The sequence below is a fragment of the Bradyrhizobium sp. USDA 4541 genome, from assembly GCF_024171085.1.
In the GTDB taxonomy this organism is placed as follows: Bacteria; Pseudomonadota; Alphaproteobacteria; order Rhizobiales; family Xanthobacteraceae; genus Bradyrhizobium; species Bradyrhizobium australafricanum.
In genome coordinates this window covers 5634495-5658542 of sequence record NZ_JALJZF010000001.1, presented here as the reverse complement: position 1 = coordinate 5658542, position 24048 = coordinate 5634495, and the positions used below count along the sequence as shown (strand labels likewise).

Annotated in this window: 24 protein-coding genes, 1 tRNA gene and 1 pseudogene; 5 read left to right on the top strand and 21 right to left on the bottom strand. The window is 64.6% G+C overall.

Annotated elements, in window-relative coordinates; genetic code table 11:
- Nucleotides 1-1067: 1067 nt before the first annotated feature.
- A complete protein-coding gene (locus J2R80_RS26870) occupies nt 1068-2600 on the bottom strand; it encodes a porin (RefSeq protein ID WP_057020678.1) in 1533 nt (510 codons plus the stop codon).
- A 454-nt stretch (nt 2601-3054) separates the two neighbouring features.
- Here J2R80_RS26870 and J2R80_RS26865 point away from each other — a divergent pair, with 454 nt between their 5' ends.
- Nucleotides 3055-3567, top strand: a complete 513-nt coding sequence (locus J2R80_RS26865) for a MarR family winged helix-turn-helix transcriptional regulator (RefSeq protein ID WP_076834347.1) — start codon at nt 3055-3057, stop codon at nt 3565-3567.
- A gap of 304 nt (nt 3568-3871) precedes the next feature.
- On the opposite strand, the gene J2R80_RS26860 is transcribed toward J2R80_RS26865, so the two are convergent.
- The 8 genes from J2R80_RS26860 to J2R80_RS26825 form a co-directional block, all read right to left on the bottom strand.
- The gene (locus J2R80_RS26860) at nt 3872-4387 is read right to left on the bottom strand and encodes a hypothetical protein (protein ID WP_244559002.1); all 516 of its coding nucleotides are present in this window, start codon (nt 4385-4387) and stop codon (nt 3872-3874) included.
- 20 nt (nt 4388-4407) lie between these two features.
- Nucleotides 4408-4485 (bottom strand) — tRNA-Pro (locus J2R80_RS26855).
- Nucleotides 4486-4596: 111 nt separating this feature from the next.
- Nucleotides 4597-5190 carry a MerR family transcriptional regulator gene (locus tag J2R80_RS26850; protein ID WP_076834351.1) on the bottom strand — a complete coding sequence of 198 codons (594 nt, stop codon included), beginning with the start codon at nt 5188-5190 and terminating at the stop codon, nt 4597-4599.
- A 127-nt stretch (nt 5191-5317) separates the two neighbouring features.
- Nucleotides 5318-5653, bottom strand: a complete 336-nt coding sequence (locus J2R80_RS26845) for an integration host factor subunit alpha (protein ID WP_035631661.1) — start codon at nt 5651-5653, stop codon at nt 5318-5320.
- Nucleotides 5654-5783: 130 nt separating this feature from the next.
- Complete coding sequence (locus tag J2R80_RS26840; protein WP_057020717.1) at nt 5784-6761, bottom strand: beta-ketoacyl-ACP synthase III; 978 nt, start codon at nt 6759-6761, stop codon at nt 5784-5786.
- Entirely contained in the window at nt 6758-7819 is a 1062-nt protein-coding gene (gene plsX, locus J2R80_RS26835) for a phosphate acyltransferase PlsX (RefSeq protein WP_253639740.1), read from the bottom strand. Before plsX ends, J2R80_RS26840 begins: the two co-directional genes overlap by 4 nt.
- 310 nt (nt 7820-8129) lie before the next feature.
- Complete coding sequence (locus J2R80_RS26830; protein ID WP_076834355.1) at nt 8130-8723, bottom strand: DUF177 domain-containing protein; 594 nt, start codon at nt 8721-8723, stop codon at nt 8130-8132.
- Complete coding sequence (locus J2R80_RS26825) at nt 8720-9271, bottom strand: ubiquinol-cytochrome C chaperone family protein (RefSeq protein ID WP_076834357.1); 552 nt, start codon at nt 9269-9271, stop codon at nt 8720-8722. Before J2R80_RS26825 ends, J2R80_RS26830 begins: the two co-directional genes overlap by 4 nt.
- Before the next feature lie 137 nt (nt 9272-9408).
- Between J2R80_RS26825 and J2R80_RS26820 the strand changes: the two genes are divergently transcribed.
- On the top strand, nt 9409-9885 hold the full coding sequence (locus J2R80_RS26820; RefSeq protein WP_076834359.1) for an outer membrane protein assembly factor BamE: 477 nt from the start codon (nt 9409-9411) through the stop codon (nt 9883-9885).
- 154 nt (nt 9886-10039) lie between these two features.
- A complete protein-coding gene (locus tag J2R80_RS26815) occupies nt 10040-11047 on the top strand; it encodes a tripartite tricarboxylate transporter substrate binding protein (protein WP_057020720.1) in 1008 nt (335 codons plus the stop codon).
- Between the two features lie 42 nt (nt 11048-11089).
- On the opposite strand, the gene J2R80_RS26810 is transcribed toward J2R80_RS26815, so the two are convergent.
- From J2R80_RS26810 to glyA, 9 genes are all read right to left on the bottom strand, one after another.
- Nucleotides 11090-11245, bottom strand: a complete 156-nt coding sequence (locus J2R80_RS26810) for a hypothetical protein (protein ID WP_167350400.1) — start codon at nt 11243-11245, stop codon at nt 11090-11092.
- An 88-nt stretch (nt 11246-11333) separates the two neighbouring features.
- Nucleotides 11334-13454 carry a sodium-translocating pyrophosphatase gene (locus J2R80_RS26805; protein ID WP_076834360.1) on the bottom strand — a complete coding sequence of 707 codons (2121 nt, stop codon included), beginning with the start codon at nt 13452-13454 and terminating at the stop codon, nt 11334-11336.
- 285 nt (nt 13455-13739) lie between these two features.
- Nucleotides 13740-14741, bottom strand: coding sequence for a thiamine-phosphate kinase (gene thiL, locus J2R80_RS26800; protein ID WP_076834361.1), 1002 nt, complete (start codon nt 14739-14741; stop codon nt 13740-13742).
- Between the two features lie 150 nt (nt 14742-14891).
- Nucleotides 14892-15386, bottom strand: coding sequence for a transcription antitermination factor NusB (gene nusB / locus J2R80_RS26795; protein ID WP_016844994.1), 495 nt, complete (start codon nt 15384-15386; stop codon nt 14892-14894).
- 2 nt (nt 15387-15388) lie between these two features.
- Nucleotides 15389-15880 (bottom strand): 6,7-dimethyl-8-ribityllumazine synthase, encoded by a 492-nt coding sequence (gene ribH, locus J2R80_RS26790; protein WP_076834363.1) that lies wholly within the window; start codon nt 15878-15880, stop codon nt 15389-15391.
- Between the two features lie 224 nt (nt 15881-16104).
- Nucleotides 16105-16713 (bottom strand): riboflavin synthase, encoded by a 609-nt coding sequence (locus tag J2R80_RS26785; RefSeq protein WP_076834365.1) that lies wholly within the window; start codon nt 16711-16713, stop codon nt 16105-16107.
- A 110-nt stretch (nt 16714-16823) separates the two neighbouring features.
- Nucleotides 16824-17984 (bottom strand): bifunctional diaminohydroxyphosphoribosylaminopyrimidine deaminase/5-amino-6-(5-phosphoribosylamino)uracil reductase RibD, encoded by a 1161-nt coding sequence (gene ribD / locus J2R80_RS26780; RefSeq protein ID WP_076834367.1) that lies wholly within the window; start codon nt 17982-17984, stop codon nt 16824-16826.
- On the bottom strand, nt 17981-18463 hold the full coding sequence (gene nrdR / locus J2R80_RS26775; protein ID WP_016844999.1) for a transcriptional regulator NrdR: 483 nt from the start codon (nt 18461-18463) through the stop codon (nt 17981-17983). Before nrdR ends, ribD begins: the two co-directional genes overlap by 4 nt.
- Nucleotides 18464-18489: 26 nt before the next feature.
- Nucleotides 18490-19791 (bottom strand): serine hydroxymethyltransferase, encoded by a 1302-nt coding sequence (gene glyA, locus J2R80_RS26770; RefSeq protein ID WP_057020726.1) that lies wholly within the window; start codon nt 19789-19791, stop codon nt 18490-18492.
- A gap of 306 nt (nt 19792-20097) precedes the next feature.
- Between glyA and J2R80_RS26765 the strand changes: the two are divergent.
- Nucleotides 20098-20304, top strand: a pseudogene (locus J2R80_RS26765) (hypothetical protein); the annotation flags it as partial.
- A gap of 191 nt (nt 20305-20495) precedes the next feature.
- Here the strand turns inward: J2R80_RS26765 and J2R80_RS26760 are convergent.
- The 3 genes from J2R80_RS26760 to J2R80_RS26750 are packed head-to-tail and all read right to left on the bottom strand — an operon-like array spanning nt 20496 to nt 23460.
- On the bottom strand, nt 20496-21995 hold the full coding sequence (locus J2R80_RS26760) for a tripartite tricarboxylate transporter permease (RefSeq protein WP_057020728.1): 1500 nt from the start codon (nt 21993-21995) through the stop codon (nt 20496-20498).
- Nucleotides 21995-22495, bottom strand: coding sequence for a tripartite tricarboxylate transporter TctB family protein (locus J2R80_RS26755; protein WP_076834369.1), 501 nt, complete (start codon nt 22493-22495; stop codon nt 21995-21997). The genes J2R80_RS26760 and J2R80_RS26755 overlap by 1 nt, the downstream gene beginning before the upstream one ends.
- Nucleotides 22492-23460 carry a tripartite tricarboxylate transporter substrate binding protein gene (locus tag J2R80_RS26750; RefSeq protein WP_076834371.1) on the bottom strand — a complete coding sequence of 323 codons (969 nt, stop codon included), beginning with the start codon at nt 23458-23460 and terminating at the stop codon, nt 22492-22494. The genes J2R80_RS26755 and J2R80_RS26750 overlap by 4 nt, the downstream gene beginning before the upstream one ends.
- Nucleotides 23461-23791: 331 nt before the next feature.
- On the opposite strand from J2R80_RS26750, the gene J2R80_RS26745 reads away from it, so the two are divergent.
- Nucleotides 23792-24025: a hypothetical protein gene (locus tag J2R80_RS26745; protein WP_057020731.1), complete on the top strand. Its 234-nt coding sequence runs from the start codon at nt 23792-23794 to the stop codon at nt 24023-24025.
- Nucleotides 24026-24048 lie beyond the last annotated feature (23 nt).

Below are 24048 nucleotides of genomic sequence, written 5' to 3'. Positions count from 1 at the left end.
ACTCGTTCCGCCTACTATGCCCTCTGCTGACTTCTGCACTGCGGTCAGATCGCCTTACGACGACCTCAGTCTCGTTGCCGAGACGCAGCGCAGATCTCCCGAGGTAAGATCGACCGCCTTCGCCGCACGCCCGCCGGATTTACCACCCCGGCCCTTGATGACCGTGGACTTCGCGATCACGTGCTCGCTCGTCCGGCCGGGTAGGCCTCGTTATCCGGTTTTTGTCCATCGGGCCGCGGCTTTGCTCCACGCTTCCTTCAGACCCCACCTCGCGATGACGCCCTTGCACTTCGCTAATCCTTCACCGTCATCAGGCTGGATAGAGGACTTCCACCTCCAAGCTGCCGGTCATGCTCGGCACAATCGGGATAGGGGGAGTCTCGCGACTCTCCCCTCCCACACCACCGTACATACGGGTCCGTATACGGCGGTTCACCGGATTAAGCGCGAACGGTTTGTTTTGCGTCCGCGCCAGAGGCTCAGATAGTGGTCTCCGTCGTGTCGGCTTCGGCCCCTTGGAGCGGCGCCGTCCGGGCTTCACCCTTTCCCGCCGCTCCAAAGGCCAGTGACCTGGATTTCAGCCGCATGGCCGGCTCGAGGCTTCCACATCCAAACGTCTTTCCAGCGTTCGGGCCTTCAGCGAAACTCGTTCCGCCTACTATGCCGTCTGCTGACTTCTCCGTCGCGATCACGGACCTTGCGGCCCGCTCAGTCCGGTCGCCCGGACACGCCGAAGATCTCCCGAGGTAAGTTCGACCGCCTTCCCTGCACGCCCGCCGGATTTACCACTCCAACCCTTGATGACTGTGGACTTTGCGATCATTGGCTCGCTCGTCCGGTTGGGTAGGCCTCGTTATCCGGTTTTTGTCCATCGGGCCGCAGGTTTGCTCCACGCTTCCTTCAGACCCCACCTCGCGATGACGCCCTTGCGCTTCGCTAACCCTTCGCCGCCATCAGGCTGGGTAAAGGACTTCCACCTCCAAGCTGTGAACATGCTCGGCACACCAAGAAAAACCCCGGCAGTTGCCTGCCGGGGTTCTGTTCGATCGTGATCAGATCAACCGGTATTACCAGTTGCGCTGAGCGCGGAAGAGCATCTGGACAGTGTCCTGATCCTTCAGCTCGTAGGTCGCGGTCGGCTTGCCGATAGCAGTCGACGACGTCGTGATGATACCGGCATACTTCTGATCGAGGTGCGAGTAGGTCACGTCGGCCGAGAAGGTCAGGTTCTTGACCGGGGTCCAACGGGTGATCACGCCGATCTGCGCGATGTTGTAGTCGGGGTTGCAGGCGGTCACGCCAGCGCCGCCAGCGAATGCGGCACGGAACGAACCACCGACGCCACCAACGCCGCAGATGAGCGACTTAGCCGCGTCGTTGTACGAAACAGCGGCGAACGCACCGTACAAGCTGGTGTTCCAGTAGGGATCCCAGTTGTGGGTGTACGCACCGCGCATACCCCAGGTCTTGATGGACTGCTGCTGACCGCCGGGGCCGAACACCGTGTCGGGTGCCGTACCGAAGCCAACGCTGCCATAGACGCCCGGCAGGCTCGAACCGCCGAAGATGGCGATCGCGCCGGCCTGGCTGGCCAGTTCCTGGATGTTGTAACGGGTCGCACCGTCGGTGTAGACGCCCTGGATGTTGATGGTGTCACCGGGTCCGGTCGGGATGTTCTTGATCGACAGGGCCAACGCACCAGCCCAACCCCACTTGTCGTCGGGATGACCGGTCAACTCGGTGCCGCCATAGTAGGCAGCGTGGTTGTCATGCGCGGCGACCGACGCCTGGAAGATACCCCAAGCCTGGTCGACCTTGAGCGAAGCGACGAAGTCCGGAGCGATCGTGCCGGCGTAGTCGCTGGAGCCGTAGGCACCACCGACGCCGAGGTTGTTCACGCCAGCCTGCATGTAGGCAACCTGGTCCTGCGCCGACAGAGCCAGCGACACGCCGTTGCCGAACTGCGCGGTGTAGGTGAACTGGTTGATGCCGTTGGTGGTGTTCACGCCACCGACGAGTGCGTCGTAGTTGTTGCCCGGATAACCGTTCCAGGGGGCAGCGAACTGCGAAACGGCCTTACCCATCGTGAAGCCGGCGAACTGGATGAAGGCGTAGTAGACGCCGACCGTACCGGCAGCCACGTTGCCCGAACCGGCGTTGTTCGGCGCGGAAGACGAGCCGATCGCCGAGTACACGGTCGAGCCGTTGCCCTGGCCGGCATAGGTGTCGGAGGTCCAGGTGAACACCGCATCGAAATAGGTGCGGACCACGCCGTATTCGGTCGCGGTGCGCGTATCGATGTTGAAGTCTTCACGCGAACGCCAGGTGTAGCCGTTCGTGAAACGGTTGTTGGCACCGCTGGCGCCGTTGTAGTTCGCGCCGTACACGCTGTTGCCGTTCACCACGACGTCAGCACGCACATAGCCGCCCAGCTTGATGCAGGTGTCGGTGCCGGGGATGTAGTAGAAGCCCGGACCGTAAAGCGAGCAAACCTTCACGTACTCGACCGCTTTGGCCTTGACGGGAAGATCGGCCGCCTGTGCCCCGCCGACCGCGACCAGCGCAGCCGTCGAGCCCAGGATAAGGCTCTTCAAATTCATATTAAACCTCCAAGTTGCTCATATGCGGAGAGTCCGAGGCCGCGAGCGCCCCGTGATCCTCCCGCATTGTCCAAGACCGTTTTCCCCAAACCCCGCACCCTCAGATCAATCTGTGGTGTGCGACGGACTTGAACGATCACCGCAACGGGACGATCGAGATTCCCCTACCGCCGGGTTCAATATGCATTGGCGAGTTCGCCAATCAAAATAGTTTATAAAGTCAGGAATGCGAATGCGGCCACACTGTGTCTCGTCGGCAACGCTGCCTGTAAGCCCTTTGCTTACCTGAGAAAACTTGTCACACCCCAAATAGTCCAACCGTCACACGACCATCATAATTACTTTACGTTCACTTGCGTTCGTTGGCGGCTTGCGGGAAAAAACCTACTGCAGCGCAGAAAACAAGAAATAAATCAGCACAAAGCTGAGTCGGCGCCCGAGGGAAGAGGAAGCTGTGTCAGTGACAAGGAAGGATTCGACGCGCCAGCGCGCCATCGAACATCTCGACATCATCAAGCGGTTCACGCTCGAGATTTCGGCCATCAACTCGCATCTGGAGCGCGTCCGTCAGTTCTGGGGCAAGTCGCTTGGCGTCAGCGGTCCGCAATGGATGATTCTCATCGCGATCTCGGATCTCGACAAGGATGACGGCGTACCGATCAACGTGGTGTCGAAGCTGCTGCACGTCGATCCGTCGTTCGTGACCACGCAGTCCAAGCTGCTCGAGCAGAAGGAGCTGCTGCGGCGCGCGCCCTCCCCGGCCGATGCGCGAGTGGTCCGGCTGTCGCTGACCGACAAGACCAAAAAGCACCTCGCGGGCCTCGCCGAACAGCACAAGGCGTTCAAGAAAACCGTTTTCGAGGAGTTCAGCGAGGCTGAGCTGGCCGAGTTCACGGCCAAGCTTTCGATGCTCACCAACCGCCTCGAAAAGGCCTGCCTGATTGTTGCGATGGAAGCCGAGGCCTGAGGCGACCGGCTCTGCAGCGGACGGGACGACTGGCAACCGGCACGATCGCGCCGCTCACCTCGCGAAGCGTTGGAAGCGGAGACTTATCGGTGGCCGCGCCCCGGCGACTGGAACGCCAGGAAGGCGAGAACGCTCAGCAGCGCACCCCAGACCAGAAAGTGTTCAGCAATCATGTTGGCCCCCCATTTGCCCCTCAATGGAAAGCATGAAACGGGCCAAGCCGCGGTCGATCCGTGAACGGGCCATGAAAAAGGAGCCCCGGCGCTGACGGCCGGGGCCCCGATAAACCAACCTTGCAGTGTAACTATCTGGACTTGGTCGAGCCGCCTCCGGTCATCCCGCTGCCCGACCCCGTCGTCTGACCAGGGGCGTAGCCAGAGGCCCCTGGGCTCCCGGCTTTCGATCCTCGTGCCTGCATCTCGCGCCCGGGTGCATAGCCCGAAGCGCCGGGACTGCCCTTCTTGGAGCCCTTTTTTTGCATCTCGTGTCCAGGTGATTTGCTCGAAACGCCCTGTGCAAAAGCAACCGGGGTGGAAGCCATCAGGCATGCCGCGGAAAGGACGATGATTGCGTGCTTCATTTTGTCCTCCAAAATGCGCCCCGCAACTAACCGCCTGAAATCAGTGACGTTCCATGAACGCTTGTTCATCGACAACGACAGCCGCCGATGCGATCGGCTTGGTGCTGCCTCATCAACGAGCGTTTGCTCGATATTAACGACAGCGTGTTGGCTTCCGCGCACAGCTTTCCGCGACTGGCGAACAGCATTGGCAACCAATCGCAAGCCGACGGCGAGCGATGCGCCCGCTTCAAACCACACCGAACGAATTTTGAGAAAAATGGTCGGAGCGAGAGGATTTGAACCTCCGACCCCTAGTCTCCCAGACTAGTGCGCTAACCGGGCTGCGCCACGCTCCGATGCCGTTCCATTAGCTGCGATCCTGCGTTCGCGCAAGGCGGGGCAGGCTCTCAAAGACTGTATTCCGAGGCCGGTTCCCTTGGCAGGTTTCCTCGGCAGGCTTCCTTGCCTCAGCCGTCCTTCATCGCCGCGTCGATCATCTGTCGGCAGGCGACCAGCTCCTGCAGCACGCGTTCGAGCCGCTCCCGATCGACTGACGGAACGGAGGGACGAACCGGCGGCGCGGCGGGCGCCTTGCCCGGCTGGGCGTGCGCCTTGTAGGTCGACAGGATCGGATCCTCGTCGGGATCGACGAATCGGTAGTCGATCCCCTTCTCGTCGCCATCACTCTCCTCGCCGTCGAAATCGAGGCCGTCGCCGCTCTCGAGATCGTCGGGCTCGGCCATGCTGTTGCCGACGGCTTCCTCGACCGCGCCGAACGAGACCGCCGCGGTCTGGTCGGCGATGCCCTGCACCGATTTGATGCCGTGCTCCTTCAGGATCCGCTGCACACCGCGGATGGTGTAGCCCTCGCCGTACAGCAGCCGGCGGATGCCCTTGAGCAGGTCGACGTCGTCGGGGCGATAATAGCGGCGTCCGCCGCTGCGCTTCATCGGCTTGATCTGCGCGAAGCGCGTTTCCCAGAATCTCAGCACATGCTGGGGAATATCGAGTTCATCAGCGACCTCGCTGATGGTACGGAACGCATCCGGCGCCTTGTCCAAATGCCCGCTCCTTTGAGCTCAATGCCTGGAGCCTTTCCGTTCCGATTGAATCGGAACGGGGCTCCGGATTCTAGGTTTGCCGCGCTTTCTTCACGCGAACCGGGTATCCACTTCGCTTGAAAACGCTCTAGTCGGCCTTGCTGCCGTCGCCATTGGTGACGACATGGCCATTGATCCGCTGCTTCAGGATCGCCGACGGCTTGAACACCATCACCCGCCGCGGCGAAATCGGCACCTCGGTGCCGGTCTTCGGATTACGGCCGATACGCTGGCCCTTCTTGCGCACCATGAAGGAGCCGAATGAGGACAGCTTCACTGTCTCGCCCTTTTCCAGGCAATCGGTGATCTCCTTCAGCACCAACTCGACAAATGCCGACGATTCCGTGCGCGACAGACCCACCTTTTGGTAGACCGCCTCACACAAATCGACGCGCGTAACTGTTTTTCCGGTTCCCGTGGTCATCGCCTGCCCCGCACTCTCGGCGAACAATTTCTTGACTGAAATTAAAAGCTTAGCGCGCAATGGTCAACAGTGACCAGCGCCCAGGCGCAGGAAAGATACCGGCAACCTGTCGATACTGTTTGGCGATACGCTACCAGCGCACGAGCGCCGAGCCCCAGGTGAAGCCGCCGCCCATCGCCTCGAACAGCACCAGATCGCCCTTCTTGACGCGCCCATCCTTCACGGCGACCGACAGCGCGAGCGGGATCGAGGCCGCCGACGTGTTGCCGTGCTTGTCGACCGTCAGGACCACCTTCTGCGGCGCAATATGGAGCTTGTGCGCCGACGCATCGATGATTCGCTTGTTGGCCTGGTGCGGGATGAACCAGGTGATGTCCTCGGCGGTAAAGCCGGTGGCGTTGAAGGCGTCGACGATCACGTCGGTGATCATGCCGACGGCGTGCTTGAACACCTCGCGGCCCTCCATCCGGAGATACCCGACCGTCCTGGTCGAGCCGGGCCCGCCATCGACGAACAGCTTCGCCTTGTGGCGGCCGTCGGAGCGCAGATGCGTCGTCAACACGCCGGGGTCGCTGGTGGTGCCGGAATGCTGCTGCGCCTCCAGCACGACCGCGCCGGCGCCGTCGCCGAACAGCACGCAGGTGCCGCGGTCGTTCCAGTCGAGGATGCGTGAGAAGGTCTCGGCACCGATCACCAGCGCCCGCTTGTGGGTGCCGGCGCGCAGGAAATTATCGGCGGTGGCCAGCGCGAAGACGAAGCCGGAGCAGACCGCCTGCAGGTCGAAGGCGACGCCATGGTTGATGCCGAGCCCGTGCTGGACGGCGACCGCGGTGGCGGGAAAGGTGTTGTCGGGCGTCGAGGTCGCGAGCACGATCAGGTCGATCGACTGCGCATCGACTTGCGCGTGGGCGAGCGCGGCCTGCGCCGCCTTGATCGCCAGATGCGAGGTGAATTCGTCGTCGGCCGCGATGTGGCGCTCGCTGATGCCGGTGCGCTGCACGATCCAGTCATCCGACGTGTCGATCCGGGTGGCCAGTTCGGCATTGGTCAAAACCCGCTCCGGCAAATATGAGCCGCAGCCGAGCACTACCGAACGTATAGCAGTCACGAGACAGCCTCCTGCGCGGTCTGCGCCTGCACCAGCGCACTGCCGTCGCGATTAAGCATCTGATTGATCTTGGTGAGGAGATCGAAGTGGGCCATCTCATAGCCAACATCCACCGCATAGGCAAAGCCTTCCGCGTTGGTGCCGCCATGGCTCTTGACCACGACGCCCTTCAGGCCGAGCAGCAGGCCGCCATTCGACTTGTTGGGATCGAGCTTGTCGCGCAGCTTCTGGAACGCGCCGCGGGCCAGCAAATAGCCGATCCGCGCTAGCCAGCTAGATGACATGGCCTCGCGCAGCAGCGTGAACATCTGGCGCGCGGTTCCTTCGGCGGCCTTGAGCGCAATGTTGCCGCTGAAACCTTCCGACACGATGACGTCGGCGAGGCCCTTGCCGATCGCGTCGCCCTCGACGAAGCCGATATAGTTGAACTGCGGCGAGTTCATCGCACGCAGCATCTCCGCCGCCTCGCGGATTTCCCCGTGCCCCTTCATCTCCTCGGACCCGATGTTGAGCAGGCCGACGGTCGGCCGTTCGAGGTTGAACAGCACGCTCGCCATGGCGCTGCCCATCACCGCCAGCGTCGCCAGATGGCGGGCGTCGCCGCCGATCGTGGCGCCGAGGTCGAGCACGACAGAGTCGCCGCGCAGCGTCGGCCACACCGCCGCAAGCGCCGGGCGGTCGACACCGGGGAGCGTCCGCAGATTGAGGCTGCCCATCGCCATCAGCGCGCCGCTGTTGCCGGCGGAGACCGCAACGTCGGCCTCGCCATGCTTCACGGCGTCGATCGCGAGCCACATCGAGGACGCCCTTCGGGTCCGCCGCAGCGCCTGGCTCGGCTTCTCATCGTTCTTCACGGCGACGTCGGTATGGATCACTTTCGATACCGCCTTCAGTGCCGGATGCTTGGCGAGCTCCGGCTCGATCTGGGCCCGGTCCCCGACCAGCAGGAATTCGCTGTCGGGATGACGGCTTAACGAGATCGCGGCGCCGGGAATGACGACGGAAGCGCCGACATCGCCCCCCATGGCGTCAAGCGCTATTCGAACCTTTTGAGGCATGAACGTCCCGGAAGCCTGCTTTCCCGCAGCCTTCAGACGAAGACCGCGAGCTTGAAGTCACCGCCGTCAACGGCGCGCGGCGAAACACCAACTCGCGTCCCGGCCGGGCCGCGACAATAGCGTGTCCTCGGTCCGACACAACCTCTTGACCGCAAATGAGGCAGCTGCCGAACCGTCACGCAACACATCGGGAGCATACCAGAAATACATTGTATTTCAATGTATTGTGACACGTATTTGAAGTAACTAGGAACACCGCTCGCGCAAGCTTGCAGGCAAGCCATCCCCGCAAATGTGGCGCCAGGCGCCCTCAACTTCCCTTGGGCTTCTTGCCGTCCGGCTTTTCCTTCAACGCCTTCAGCGCCGCGAAAGGATGATTTTCCGGGTCAGGCGCTTCAGCCTTCTGTTCAAAGACCGCATCCACCTTGCGCGGATACGGGTCTATGCCGAGAAACAGCGCATCGGTGGCAAGCCGGCCGATATCGATGAAGCCGCCGACGATCGGCTCCGGCGGGTCCGGCGTTTCCTCATCGCTGTCGTCGGCGTCGTCGACCAGGTCGGCCATTTGCGGGATCTGCTCGGGCGGCGCGAACACCACATCGATCGGCTCATCGATCTCGTTCTCGATCGGATCGAGCGTCACCACGCAGGTCTGCCCGACCCTGGCCTTAACTCTGCCGGTGACGTGGTAGCTGCCGTCGCGTTTGGGCTGCAGGTCAAACTCTGCACGCGCGGAGACGACCTCCCTCAACTCGGCAACTTCGGCCATCGCCTTGCGCGCCGCCTCGTCGGCTGCGATCTCGCGATGCAGGCCGGTCTCCGGAATCTGCGCGATGTTGACCAGGACCCGCCAGGGGTCGCGGTCGCGCCGTGCATCGGGCTGCCCTGTGCTGCCGCCGCTCATGCCGCCGTCCCCGCAGGCTGTGGTGCCGGAAAACGCCAGGTACCCTTGGCCAACGCCGCGAGATCGGCGCGCGCCAGCTCTTTGATCGCCTCCTTGGCGTAGGCGGCGAGCTCGCGGGCCTTGTCGATGTTCTGACCGTTGAGGATGTTCTTGCAGAACGACTCGGCCAAGGCTGCCTCGCTGTCGGTCAGCGCCAGATCATAGGCCGCGGTGCGGCCGTAGAAGGCTTCACCGAACGCCTGCATGCGCTTCGGCACCGTGAGGTCGCCGACGCCCATTTCGCGCAGATTGTCGTCCATATCGATGCAGAAATGATCAAACAGGGCCTGGGACAGCGCGACGCCGCCCTCGACGGATTTCAGTCGCCGCAGCACCAGCCACAGATGCATCAGAAGCAGGTCAAAACGGCCATTAACCGTGTCTGGAACGCCCAAGTCACGGTAAAACAACGGTTCTCGCGCCTGCGTCACGATCATGCCATAGATGGTCTCAATGGTGCTGCGCGCGGGCACCCGGGGTCTTCTGAAGTGATTGAACGGCCAAAGCATGACGGGTTCCGGCTGCCGGTCCCCAAAGGGTCGCCTGTTGAGAGGTCGCCCATTGGAGCTCGGCATGATTGCAATCCATTGAGCTGCCCGGTACGTCAATGCCTCGGCCGATGCAAGGGGACGGATCAGTTCCGCCGATGAACCACATTCTTTCACGACAGTCTCGCGCCGCTTCCGCGCGCGGGTTCTTTTCGCGTCTCCGCGCCGTCGCGGCGATTGGCCTCGTCTGCGCCGCACTCGGCGGCTGCGCCGGGGAACAATTCCAGAAGGGCTACATCCTGCCCGAGGGGGCGCTCGAGCAGATCCCGATCGGCGCGAGCCAGGACCAGGTGCTCATCGTGCTCGGCACGCCCTCGACGGTCGCAACGCTGGACGGCGAGGTGTTTTATTACATCTCGCAACGGACCTCCCGCCCGGTCGCCTTCATGAATCAGCGGGTGATCGACCAGCGCGTGATCGCGGTCTATTTCGACAAGAACCGGCAGGTGCGCCGACTGGCCAATTACGGCCTGAAGGACGGCAAGATCTTCGACTTCGTCAGCCGGTCCACGCCGACGTCGGGCCAGGAAATGTCCTACCTGACACCGCTCTTCAAGCTGCTGAGCTTCAACTAGAGCGTTTTCGAGCGAAGTGGGCTCCGGTTCGCGTGAGACAACGCGTCAAGCCGGAGTCCAGAGCATAAGCCGCTGCGCCAAGTTGTCGCTTGCCCGAGGGGCAAGCGGTCCCCTAGTTTGCTCGCAAACAAGAGCCTGAGCAGGGGGTAAACGCATGACAGCCAAGAGATTTTCCCGTCGTACGGTATTGTCGGGCACGGCCGCATTGACGGCCGCGGCGATCCTGCCGCGCGCGAGCCTCGGCGCCGGTGACTGGCGGCCGACCGAGACCGTCCGCATCATCGTGCCGGCGGCGGCCGGCGGCTCGACCGACGTGATGGGGCGGCTGCTCGCGGCGCATTTGCAGCCGCTCTGGGGCCAGTCGGTGGTGGTGGAGAATCGCTCCGGCGCCGGCGGCACCATCGGCACATCCGAGGTCACACGCGCCAAGGGCGACGGCCACACCATCCTGATAGGCAATCCCGGCCCCAACGCGATCGCCTACAGCATCTTCCGCAACCTGACCTACAAGGCCGACCAGTTGCAGCCGGTCTCCAACATGATCCGGATTCCGAACATCGTGTCGGCGCATCCGTCGACCGGTCTCAAGTCGATCCCCGAATTGATCGCCTTTCTGAAGAAGAATCCGGACAAGCTCACCTACGGCTCGTCCGGCACCGGACAAAGCCCTCACCTCACCGGTGCCTGGTTCCTGCAGCTCACCGGGTTGAAGATGACGCACGTGCCGTTCCGCGGCGCCGGTCCCGCATTGCAGGCCGGGCTCGCCGGCGACATCCAGATCCTGTTCGACAATCTCTATCCGTCGCTGCCGCAGGTGCAGGACGGCAAGCTCAACGGCCTCTGTGTCACCACGCCGGAGCGTAGCGATTCCGCACCGAACCTGCCGACGATGCGCGAGGGCGCGCCGGAACTGGCAAAGTTCGACGTCTCGTCCTGGTTCGGCGTGTTCCTGCCGAAGACCGCGCCCGCCCCGGTGCTCGACGAGTTGAACCGCCAAGTCAAGGCGATGCTGGAGCGCGACGACGTCAAGAAGAACATCGCCGGCATGGGCGCGCGCGCCGACTACGGCACGCCCCAGCAATTCTCCGATTTCGTCGATGCCGAGACGAAGAAGTTCGCGGCGATCATCGAGAAGGAAGGCTTGCAGATGGAGGTCAAGTAACAGCCGCCGTCACGACGTTTCCTGAGCACGTTGCGGCCAACGCTACGAAGACTTGTTGATCTTCTTGACCTTGGCGTCGGTCGCTTCAATCGACATCGCCAGTTCCATGATCGCCTTCGAGAGCAGCTCGATGGCCTCCTTCTGATCCTGCGATTTGGAGGCGCGGAGCGCGTAGTTCCGTGCGGATGAGAGCGACATCGATTGATCTCCGTGTTGTTCGCGTCTGGTTCAAAAATAAAACCCCGCGGCTTTCACCGCGGGGCCTCGTTTCAGTCGTGTCCGCCGCTCAGTGCGCCAGGATCGCCAGCAGCAGCAGCGCCACGATGTTGGTGATCTTGATCATCGGGTTCACCGCCGGGCCCGCCGTATCCTTGTAGGGATCGCCGACGGTATCGCCGGTCACCGCGGACTTGTGGGCGTCAGAGCCCTTGCCGCCGTAGTGGCCGTCCTCGATGTACTTCTTGGCGTTGTCCCACGCGCCGCCGCCCGAGGTCATCGAGATCGCGACGAACAGGCCGGTGACGATGACGCCGAGCAACATGGCGCCGACCGCGGAGAAAGCGGCCGACTTACCGGCTGCGCCACCGCCCGCGATCGCGTAGATCAGGAAGTAGACCACGATCGGCGACAGCACCGGCAGCAGCGACGGGATGATCATCTCCTTGATCGCCGCCCGCGTCAGCAGGTCGACCGCCTTGCCGTAGTCCGGCTTGTCGGTACCCTGCATGATGCCGGGCTTCTCGCGGAACTGACGGCGCACTTCCTCGACGATCGCGCCGGCGGCGCGACCGACCGCGGTCATACCCATCGCACCGAACAGATACGGCAGCAGGCCGCCGAACAGCAGGCCGACCACGACGTAAGGATTGTTCAGGGAGAAGTCCGGGTTGACGCCCTTGAAGTAGGCATGGGCATTGGAGTCGCTGATGAAGAATTTGAGGTCCTGATTATAGGCCGCAAACAGCACCAGCGCACCGAGACCGGCGGAGCCGATCGCGTAGCCTTTGGTCACCGCCTTGGTGGTGTTGCCGACAGCGTCGAGCGCGTCGGTCGACTTGCGCACCTCCTTGGGCAGCCCCGCCATCTCGGCGATGCCGCCGGCGTTGTCGGTAACCGGGCCGAAGGCGTCGAGCGCGACGATCATGCCGGCCAGCGCCAGCATGGTGGCGGTCGCGATCGCGATGCCGAACAGGCCGGCAAGGCTGTAGGTGACGAGGATGCCGGCGATGATCACGATCGCGGGCAGCGCGGTCGCTTCCATCGAGACCGCGAGGCCCTGGATCACGTTGGTGCCGTGACCGGTGACCGAGGCCGAGGCGATCGACTTCACCGGGCGATAGTCGGTGCCGGTGTAGTATTCGGTGATCCAGATGATCAGGCCGGTGACGACGAGACCGACCACGCCACACCAGAACAGCGCCATGCCGGTATAGTCGACGCCGTCGAGCTTGCCGAAGCCGACCAGCCAATTGATCACGAGCGCGACGCCGACCAGCGACAGGATGCCGGTGGCGATCAGGCCCTTGTAGAGGGCGCCCATGATGGACTGGCTGGCACCGAGCTTGACGAAGAAGGTGCCGATGATCGAGGTGATGATGCAGATGCCGCCGATCGCGAGCGGCAGCGTCATCATGTTCACCAGGATCGGCGTCTTGGCGAAGAAGATCGCCGCGAGCACCATGGTGGCGACCGCAGTCACCGCATAGGTCTCGAACAGGTCCGCCGCCATGCCGGCGCAGTCGCCGACATTGTCGCCGACATTGTCGGCGATGGTGGCCGGGTTACGCGGATCGTCCTCGGGGATACCGGCCTCGACCTTGCCGACGAGGTCGCCGCCGACGTCCGCACCCTTGGTGAAGATGCCGCCGCCGAGACGGGCGAAGATCGAGATCAGCGAGGCGCCGAAGCCGAGCGCCACCATGGCGTCGACCACGGTGCGGCTGCCCGCTTCCAGACCCATGAACTTGACCAGGATCATGAAATAGATGGTGACGCCGAGCAGCGCGAGCCCCGCAACCAGCATGCCGGTGATCGCGCCCGCCTTGAAGGCGAGTTCGAGGCCGCCGGCGAGCGAGGTGGTTGCCGCCTGCGCGGTGCGGACGTTGGCGCGCACCGAGACGTTCATGCCGATGAAGCCGGCAGCCCCCGACAGGATGGCGCCGATCGCAAAGCCGATCGCCACCGGCAGGCCCAGGAAGTAGGCCAGCACCACGAAGATCACGATACCGACCATGCCGATCGTGGTGTACTGCCGCCGCAGATAGGCCTGTGCGCCCTCGCGCACCGCGGCCGCGATTTCCTGCATGCGCGGATTACCCGCATCCGCGTTCAAGACCGACTGCGTCGCCCAGATCGCGTAGACGATGGAAAGCGCCCCGCAGAGCACAATCAACCATAAAGCTGTCATGTTGCCTCAGATCCTTGATGTAACCCCCGCGCCTTCTTGTGCCGCTAGGGGGCGGCAGGCGCTTATTTTGCGAGGACAATCCTCCCCAAAAACGGATTGCCTCAAATCGGGCGCGACCTTGCCAAAATCGTTACCGCTGTGCAACGCCACCCGTGGCCGAAAACGCCGATATCGGCAGCTATTTAGAAGGAAAATCGGCGCGATCAGGCGCGGGAAGTCCAGAGCTGCTTCCGTTCCGACGCGTTTTCTTAACGCGGACCGGTGCCCGCTTCGCTCGAAAACGCTCTAGAAATGGCTGTAGGACAGCCGCCTCAGCTTCAGTTCCCGCCCCTGCCCGTCGAGGAAGCTTGGTGGCGACAAGCCTGCGATCAGGCCGCCGATTGCGGTCACCGCGACCTTGGCCTGCCGTGCGTCGCGCAGAAACGCGTCGACATGATCGCTCGGGACCGCGCACAAGAGCTCGTAATCATCACCGCCGGCCACCAAGGTCTCGATACCGATCGCCCTGCGCGCGAGCAGCCCTGCGGCTGCAGACGACAACGGGATGCTCGGCACGTTGATCACGCCCGCCACACCACTGGCTGCGCAAAGCTTGGTCAGATCGCCGGCAAGACCGTCGGACACATCCATCGCGGCGCTGGCGTGGGTGCGGACGGCCGTGGCCAAGGCGTCCCGCGGCTGCGGAACACGGTAACGGGCGGCAAGAAAATCCCGCCCGACGACATCGTCCGCCAGAGCCGCGGCGACCGGGCCACCCCGGAGCACATCGAGGCCGAGCGCGGCGTCTCCGATCGTGCCGGTGACGAACACACGGTCGCCCGCCTGTGCTCCCGCGCGATGCACCATCGTGCCCTGCGGCACCCGGCCGAACGCAGTGATCGAGATCATCAGCGGCCCCGGTGTCGAGACCGTGTCGCCGCCGAGCAGCGGGCAGCCGAAATGCGCGGCGTCCTCGCCGAGCGCCCGGGCAAACGGCTTCAGCCAGGCCTCCTCGGCGCCGCGCAGCGCCAGCGTCAGCACGAAGCCCGCCGGCACCGCGCCCTTGGCGGCGATGTCGGAGAGGTTCACCCGCAGCGCCTTGCGCGCCAGCGTGTCGGGCGGATCATCGCCGAGGAAATGCACGCCCTCGACGATGGCGTCCGTGGTGACCACGATGTCCTCGCCGGCCGCCCTCAGCGCGGCGGCGTCGTCGTCGAGCCCGAACGCACCCGGATCGGTCGCGAGCGGCTTGAAATAGCGCGCGATTAGGGAGTCTTCGCCGGAGGTATGTTTGCTTGCTTGGGTCATCAACCCGTCATCCTGAGGTGCGAGCAAAGCGAGCCTCGAAGGATGCACGGCCCCGATGCGACCGTAGCGCCACGCCGTCGCCCTTCGAGGCCTCCGCTTCGCTACGGCACCTCAGGGTGACGGCTACGGAGGTGGGCGGCATCGCGGCACCTAGCTCCGCACAAACTCGTCGCCGCGGAACTGGCGCGCGATCTGGTCGAGCACGGCGTTGACCATGCCGGTTTCGTCCTTCTCAACGAAGGCATGCGCGACGTCGACATATTCGGAGACCACCACGCGGCCCGGCACGTCTTTGCGGTGCTCGAGCTCGTAGGAGCCTGCCCGCAGCACCGCGCGCAGGATAGCGTCGATCCGCTTCAGCGGCCAGCCCTTCGACAGCGCCTCGTCGATCAAAGGATCGAGCCGGGCCTGGTCGCGCACCACGCCGGAGACCACGTCGCGGAAGAACGCGGCTTCCGCCGGCAAATATTTCTCGCCCTCGACCTCGTTGCCGAGCCAGTGGCTCTCGAACTCGGCGAAGATGTCGTTGATGCCGGCGCCGCCAATGTCCATCTGATAGAGCGCCTGTACCGCCGCGAGCCGTGCCGCGCCGCGGCGGTTGGCTTTTCTGTCGGGGGCTTTCGCGGGCTTCTTGTTGTCTGCCATGGTCAGGCCTTTGCCAGGCGGCGTTTGATCCGCAGCATCGCCAGCGCCGCACGCGCCGCGTCGCCGCCCTTGTTGAGTTCGCTGGCGCGCGCCCGCGCCCAGGCCTGCGCCTCGGTGTTGACGGTGAGGATGCCGTTGCCGAGCGGGAATTTCCGGCTGATGGCCAAATCCATCAATCCGCGCGAGGACTCCTGCGAGACGATCTCGAAATGGATGGTGTCGCCGCGCACCACGCAGCCGAGCGCGATCGCCGCGTCATACGGCTTGCCGTTCGCTTCAGCCGCATCGATCGCGATCGCAATCGCCGCCGGAATCTCCAGCGCGCCCGGCACCGTGATCACGTCGTGCGTCGCACCCGCGGCCTTGATCTCGGCCAACGCGCCTTCCAGCAGCGCGTCCTGGATGTCGTCATAGAACCGCGCCTCGACGATCAGCACGCGTGCGCCGGTAATGTCGGTCTGGTCCTTCAGGGGTGCGCGCCGCGCGTCAGCCATCTACGTATCCATTTCATATTGTTGACATTTACCGATAACGTTGGATGTCAACGTTTCGCGAGTTTGTAGTCGCCCCGACGACTGAAGCCAAGCACGAATGCCTCAGGCACTGTCATTCCGGGATGGTCCGAAGGACCAGACCGCAGGTGCACAATAGTGCACCGGGGAATCTCGAGATTCCGGGTTCGATGCTTGCGCATCGCCCCGGAATGACCGCTATGCCGTCATTTCATCTCCGACAGCCGCGCCGCGTAGCGGGCCATCAGATCGACCTCGATATTGACCTCGCTGCCGGCCTTCCAGCCGCTCAGGGTCGTCACGGAAAGCGTGTGCGGGATGATCAGCACCGAAAAGCTGACGTGGTCGACCGTGTTCACGGTCAGCGACACGCCGTCCAGTGTGACCGATCCCTTCGCCGCGATGAAACGCGCCAGTTCGCGGCTGGTTCGCAGCTCGAAGCGCGCCATGTCGGGCAGATCGTCGCGCTTGACGATGGTGGCGATGCCGTCGGCATGCCCGGCCACGATGTGACCGCCGAGTTCGTCGCCGATCTTGAGCGCGCGCTCGAGATTGAGCCGGCTGCCCTGTCCCCAATGCTTGGCGGTGGTCATGCCGAGCGTCTCGGCCGCGGCATCGACATCGAACCAGGTCTTGCCATCGGCGGTGCCGGAGGCGACGACGGTGAGGCAGACGCCATTGCAGGCGATCGAGGCGCCGTCGGCGATCGTGGTCTGGTCGTAGTCGCAGGCAATCCGCATCCGGTGCAGCTGCCCCTGCGCCACCTGCTTCAGGCTGGTGATCTCACCGATATCGGTGACAATTCCCGTGAACACAACAAACCTCTTACTCTTCGTCATGGCCGGGCTTGACCCGGCCATCCACGACTTACTTCACTGCTGGCGACCAAGACGTGGATGCCCGGGTCAAGCCCGGGCATGACGACCTAGGATCGATCGTAGATAGTCAAAACATCTTTGGCCAAGGCTTCGCTAGCACGAAGCCGGAAGGCGGGCGACTGCGTGATTGCGTCGAGCGGCATTGCGTCCAGCGCGGGAACGCCGTCGGCACCGATCGCATCAGGCCCGCGCAACAGCCAGATCTCGTCGACAAGGCCGGCTGCCACGAAAGAATTTGCCACGCGCGATCCGCCCTCGACCAGCAGCCGCGAGATCCCCTTCTCCGCCAGCATATGCAGGACGGACGGCAGATCGAGCCCTTGGGACGCGCCGGCGGCGACGCGGATCACCTGCGCGCCGGCGGCACCTAGCTTCACCGCGGCAGGCGCCTCCGCCATATCCGAGCTCAGCACCCAGAGCGGCGTCTCGCGCGCCGAATGCACCAGGCGGCTGTCGCCAGAGATCCGCAGCGCGCGGTCCAGCACCAGGCGCACCGGCGAGCGCGCCGCCATGCCGGGCAGCCGGCAGGTCAAGAGCGGATCGTCGGCCTTGACCGTGCCGATGCCGACCAGGATCGCATCGCTCTGCGCGCGCAGCAGATGCACGCGCGTCCGCGCGGCCTCTCCGGTGATCGTAACCGGCTTACGGCCGCTGGCAGCGATCTTGTCGTCGGCGGACACCGCGAGCTTGAGGATCACATGCGGGCGCTTGTCGCGGATGCGGCGGAAGTGCCCGGCATGGTCGCGCGCGGCCTCTTCCGCGCACAGCCCGACATCGACCGCGATGCCCGCGGCACGCAGCTTGGAGTGCCCCTGCCCCGCGACTTCCGGATTGGGATCCTCGATCGCCGAGACGACGCGGGCGAGCCCGGCCGCCACAACGGCGTCCGCACAGGGCGGCGAGCGGCCGAAATGCGAGCAGGGTTCGAGCGTCACGTAGAGCGTGGCGCCGCGCGCGGCATCGCCGGCGCGTCTGAGTGCCTCGACCTCGGCATGCGGCCGGCCGCCTGCTTGCGTCCAGCCGCGGCCGACGATCACGCCGTCCTTGACGATGACGGCGCCGACCGCCGGATTGGGCCAGGTGCGCCCGAGCCCGCGCCGGCCAAGCGCCAGCGCCAGCTGCATGAAGCGCAGATCGGCCGCCTTTGCCGCTTCCTTGGCCTCTTTGGCCTTCTGCGCGAACTGGTCTTCCAGAATGCGGAAGATCATTTGCGTAGCGTCGCGAGCCGCGGGTCCTCTTCGCCGGTCAATTCGTCGAGCACGGCCTCGAAGTCCTTGGCCTCGCGGAAATTGCGGTAGACCGAGGCGAAGCGCACATAGGCGACGTCGTCGAGCTGGCGCAGATGCTCCATCACGATCTCGCCGATCGCCTCAGAGGAGACCTCGGCCTCGCCGCCGCTTTCGAGCTCGCGCACGATGGTGGACACCATCTTCTCCACCCGCTCGGATTCCACCGGGCGCTTGCGCAAGGAGATCTGCAGCGAGCGCACCAGCTTGTCGCGGTCGAACGGCACGCGGCGGCCGTTGCGCTTGATCACGGTCAGTTCGCGCAGCTGCACCCGCTCGAAGGTCGTGAAGCGGAAGTTGCAGGCCATGCAGACGCGACGCCTGCGAATGACCGCGGAGTCCTCGGTCGGACGCGAGTCCTTGACCTGCGTGTCGAGAGAATTGCAGCTCGGGCAGCGCATCCGACGGGACCTCTAGCAACGACCTTTTACTGATAGATCGGGAAGCGATCGGTCAGCGCCTTGACGCGCTCCTTGATCGCGGCCTCGACCAGCGGCGCCTTGCCGTCCGGCGACTGCGCCAGCGCATTCAGCACTTCCGCGATCATGCCGCCGACCTGCTTGAACTCGGCGACGCCGAAGCCGCGCGTGGTCGCCGCCGGCGTACCGAGCCGCAGGCCGGAGGTGACGAACGGCTTTTCGGGATCGAACGGGATACCGTTCTTGTTGCAGGTGATGGCGGCGCGCACCAGCGCCTTCTCGGAGATGTTGCCCTTCAGGCCCTTCGGCCTGAGGTCGACCAGCATCAGATGGTTGTCGGTGCCGCCCGAGACGATGTCGAGGCCATGGCCGCGCAGCGTCTCCGCCAGCGCCTTGGCGTTCTCGACCACGTTCTTGGCATAGACCTTGAAGTCCGGCCGCAGCGCTTCTGCGAACGCCACCGCCTTGGCGGCGATGACGTGCATCAGCGGACCGCCCTGCAGGCCCGGGAAGATCGCCGAGTTCAGCTTCTTGGCCAGCGTCTCGTCATTGGTGAGGATCAGGCCGCCGCGCGGGCCGCGCAGCGACTTGTGCGTCGTGGTGGTGGTGACGTGGGCGTGCGGCACCGGCGAGGCATGCACGCCGCCGGCCACGAGGCCCGCGAAATGCGCCATGTCGACCAGCAGATACGCGCCGACGGAATCCGCGATCTCGCGGAAGCGCTTGAAGTCCCAGGCGCGCGAATAGGCCGAGCCGCCGGCGATGATCAGCTTCGGCTTGACCTGCTCGGCCAGCTTCTGCACCTCGTCCATGTCGATGATCTGGTCCTCGCGGCGCACGGTGTAGTGCGCGGCCTTGAACCACTTGCCTGACATGTTGACCGGCGAACCATGGGTGAGATGGCCGCCGGCCGCGAGGTCGAGGCCCATGAAGGTGTCGCCGGGTTGCAGCAGCGCCAGAAACGCCGCCTGGTTCATCTGGCTGCCAGAGTTCGGCTGGACGTTGGCGAAGCCGGCGCCGAACAGCTTCTTGGCGCGCTCGATCGCCAGCGTCTCGGCGACGTCGACCCACTCGCAACCGCCGTAGTAGCGCGCGCCCGGATAACCCTCCGCATATTTGTTAGTCATCACCGAGCCCTGCGCCTCCAGCACGGCGCGGCTGACGATGTTTTCGGAGGCGATCAGCTCGATCTCATGACGCTGCCGGCCGAGCTCGCCCTTGATCGCGGCGGCGATCTCGGGATCGGCCTGGGCGAGGGTCGCGGTGAAGAAGGAATCGGGCGCGGAAGCGGTCTTGCTGGACGAGGTCATCGGCGAAATATCTCCACCGCCGCAAGCCTTTAGGCAGGATGCGGACGGTCACGAGTGGCGGTCGAAGCTGGTTTCAGAGCGTTATCACATCGCCCCAAAATGGCCAAGCGGTTGCGGTCCCTGCCGGTCAATTATGCCAGATATGGTGGGGATGGCGGGGATTGCTAGCCGGCCGGACGGCCGCCCCGCCGCGCGGCCAGCACGGCTGTGGCAGCCGCCGAGTGGAACGTGACTCCCCTTCCCGACCGCGCGGGGACCGCGGACGAGACAACTATCGCCTCGAGGTTTCAACGCGTTGCTCGCGCAACCGCCGACACCGCGAACACCGCACGCGTCCCGGGGGTCGTGCTTGGCAACCTCGCCTTGCATTACGAATGGGACAACAACTGGCGCGCGGCGCTCAACGTCGTGAACGTCACTGACAAGATTTATGTCGCGAGCTGCGCGACCATCAGCTCCTGCTACTACGGCGATCGCCGCCGCATCACGGCGAGCCTCGCCTACAAATGGTGAGCTGAACTTTCAGTTCACGGAAAATCATGTGACCGAGAGGCGGCATTCGGCCGCCTCTCTTTTTTCGCTGTCGTCAGGGTGGTGTCAGCTTGTCACGCTAGGTTTCGCGTCGCGGCGATATTTGCCGTGCCCAGACTGGCCCGCTCCGAAATGCGAGCCCCGGAGCGGGCCTTTTACGGTCTGGTCGCGTCCTAATCCTCGTTCGCCTTGAATCGCCCCAATCCCTTGAGCACGAACGGCGCCAGCAGCGCGATCAGCGCTATGCCAAGCAGCGTCGCCGACATCGGGCTTTGCAGCAGCACCATGGGATCGCCGAGGCTGATCGCCAGCGCGCGGCGCAACTGGCTTTCGGCGATCGGCCCGAGGATCAGCCCGATCACGACGGGCGCGATCGGGAAGTCGAACCGGCGCATCAGAAAGCCCATGACGCCGAACGCCGCCAGCATCGACAGCTCGACGACCGACGGCTTCGCAGCGATCGTGCCCATGGTGGCGAACACCAGGATGCCGGCATAGAGCCAGGGCTGCGGGATCGCCAGCAGCCGCACCCAAAGGCCGACCAGCGGCAGATTGAGCACCAGCAGCATGCCGTTGGCGATGAACAGGCTCGCGATCAGGCCCCACACCAGGTCGGGCCGCTCCGCGAACAACAGCGGCCCCGGGTTGAGGCCGTATTGCTGGAAGCCCGCCAGCATCATCGCCGCGGTCGCCGAGGTCGGCAGCCCCAGCGTCAGCAGCGGCACCAGCGTGCCGGCGGCGGACGCGTTGTTCGCCGCTTCCGGCCCTGCGACGCCTTCGATCGCTCCCTTGCCGAACTCCTCCGGATGTTTGGTCAGCCGCCGCTCGGTGGAATAGGACAGGAATGTCGGGATCTCCGCCCCGCCGGCCGGCAGCGCCCCGATCGGAAAACCGAACAGCGTGCCACGCAGCCACGGCTTCCACGACCGCCGCCAGTCCTCCCGCGTCATCCACAGCGAGCCGCGCACCGGCTCGAGCTTCTCCTCGGCGTGATGCCGGCGCGAGGCGACATAGAGCGCCTCGCCGACCGCGAACAGGCCGACCGCGAGCGTCGTCACCTCGACGCCGTCGAGCAGTTCGGGGATGCCGAAGGCAAGCCGCGCCTGACCGGTCAGCTTGTCGATGCCGACCAGCCCGAGCGTGAGGCCGATGAACAGGCTGGTGAGGCCGCGGACCGGCGAGTCGCCGAAGGTCGCCGACACCGTGACGAAGGCGACGCACATCAGCGCGAAGTAATCCTCCGGCCCGAAGCGCACGGCGAAATCGACCAGCCATGGCGCGAGGAATGCGAGGCCGATGGTGGCGATGGTGCCGGCCACGAACGAGCCGATCGCCGAGGTCGCCAGCGCCGGGCCGCCGCGGCCGGCCTTGGCCATCTTGTTGCCCTCGAGCGCGGTCGCCATCGACGCGCTCTCGCCCGGCGTATTGATCAGGATCGCGGTGGTCGATCCGCCATACATGCCGCCATAATAGATGCCGGCGAACATGATCAGCGAGCCGCCGGGATCGAGCTTGTAGGTCACCGGCAGCAGCAGCGCGACCGTCAGCGCCGGTCCGATGCCCGGCAACACGCCGACCGCGGTGCCCAGGAACACGCCGATCAGGGCGTAGAGCAGGTTCATCGGCTGCATGGCGACCGCCATGCCGTGCGCCAGCGCGGCGAAAGTGTCCATCACAGCAGTCGCTCCAGCGGGCCGGCGGGAAGGCTCAGCGTCAACAGCTTGTCGAACGCGAGATAAATCAGCGTCGTGATCACCAGCGCGATGGCGGTGTCGGCCAGGACGGCGCGGCGGCCAAACGCCGCCGACGTGGTGACGAACAGCGCCGAGGTGGCGAGGATGAAGCCGCCGCCAAAGCCGATGATGGCGATCAGGAGCGTCAGGCCCCCGATGATCAGCCACACCGGTTTCGGATCCATGCTCTCGCGCGGCGGCAGCTTGCCGCGCAGCGCGTCGATCAGATTGCCGACCGCGAGGATGACAAGGCCGATCGCGATGACGACCGGCATCGCCTCCGGCCCCATGCCGTACATCGTGGTCGACGGCAGCTTGCTGGCGTCCCACACCAGCACCGCAGCAAGCCCGGCAAGCGCGGCCGCGATGACCACGCCGGCGCGATCGACGCGGCGCGCCGGCGCCGGCCGGAGGTTTTCAGACGCCGCGTCCGGCGTCATGACTTCACGAGGCCGACGGACTTCAGCACCTCGGTCACGCGCGTGATCTCCTTCTTCAGGAAATCCGCGAAGGCGTCGCCGCCGAGATAGGCGTCATCCCAGCCCTTCTGCTTCAGGATCTCCTTCCAGGAATCGGACTTCACCATCTTCTCGACCGCATCGCTCAGCACCTTGCGCTGCTCCGGCGTGATGCCGGGCGGAGCGACCACCGAGCGCCAATTGGCCAGCACGAGATCGATGCCCTGCTCTTTGAAGGTCGGGATATCGACGCCCGGCAGTCGCTTCGCCGACGTCACGCCGAGCGCGCGCAACTTGCCGGCCTTGATCTGGCCTTCATATTCGCTGAGGCCGGAAATGCCAGCCGTGACCTTGCCGCCGAGAATGGCTGCAAGCGACTCGCCGCCACCCGAGAACGGAATGTAGTTGATCTTCTTGGCGTCGGCGCTGACCGTGCCGGCGAACAGCGCCGCCATCACGTGGTCGACACCGCCGGCCGAGCCGCCGGCAAAGGTCACCTTGGCGATATCGGCCTTCACCGCGGCGGCGAGATCCTGCGCCGTCTTGATCGGCGAGTTCGCCGGCACCACGATGACCTGGGTCTCCTCGGTGAGGCGCGCAATCGGCGTCACCTGATCCAGCGTCACCGGCGACTTGTTCATGGCGAGTGCGCCCACCATGACGAAGCCGTTCACCATCATCTGGTTGCCGTCGCCCTTGGCGCCGTTGACGAACTGCGCGATGCCGACGCTGCCGCCGGCGCCGGGAACGTTGGTGACTTGGACGCTGCGCGCGATGCCGGCCGCGACCAGCGCCTGCTGCATCGAACGCGCGGTCTGATCCCAGCCGCCGCCCGGCGCCGCCGGCGCCATCAGCTTGAGCTCGAGCTGCTGCGCGGGCGCCGGACCGCTCGCCCCGAGCAACAGCGCGACGACCGCGCCGAACAGGCGCATGTGGGACGAGATCATGGGGCTTCCTCCTGAATTTTCGGAAAGCAGCCTGCGGATCGCCGGCTGCATCCGGTCACGTGATCGCATCGCCACTCGGACAGCGCGGTCCCTTCGGGTCAGGAATCGCTCGCCGGTCTCGCGTCTGCGTGTCCCTAGCGACCATTCGCCACAGCCTTCGGCAAGCCGGAGGGCGCAGCTAGCCAGTGCTGCAAATCGCCGCACCATCTCCGGTCATTTTTCGCTTGCTTTGATTCGGCACGGCTCGCCAACGCAAGTTCGGTTCTAGGAACCTTCGCCATTTTCTCCCGTTCCACCTCCGCCGATTGGTACGGCTATTGGAGGAGAGAACATGAAGTTTAAGACCATTGTCGCGGCATCTTTGCTTGCCGCTTTCGTCTCGCCGGCATTCGCAGCGGATGAATTCTACGTCGTCCAGGATGTGAAGACGAAGAAGTGCACGATCGTCGACAAGAAGCCCGTCGACACGACGACCACCGTCGTCAGCCCGTCAGGCACTGTCTACAAGACGCGCTCCGAGGCCGAGACTGGCATGAAGAGCGTCAAGGTCTGTACCTCGGACTAGGAGGCGATCGCATGCCAGTCATC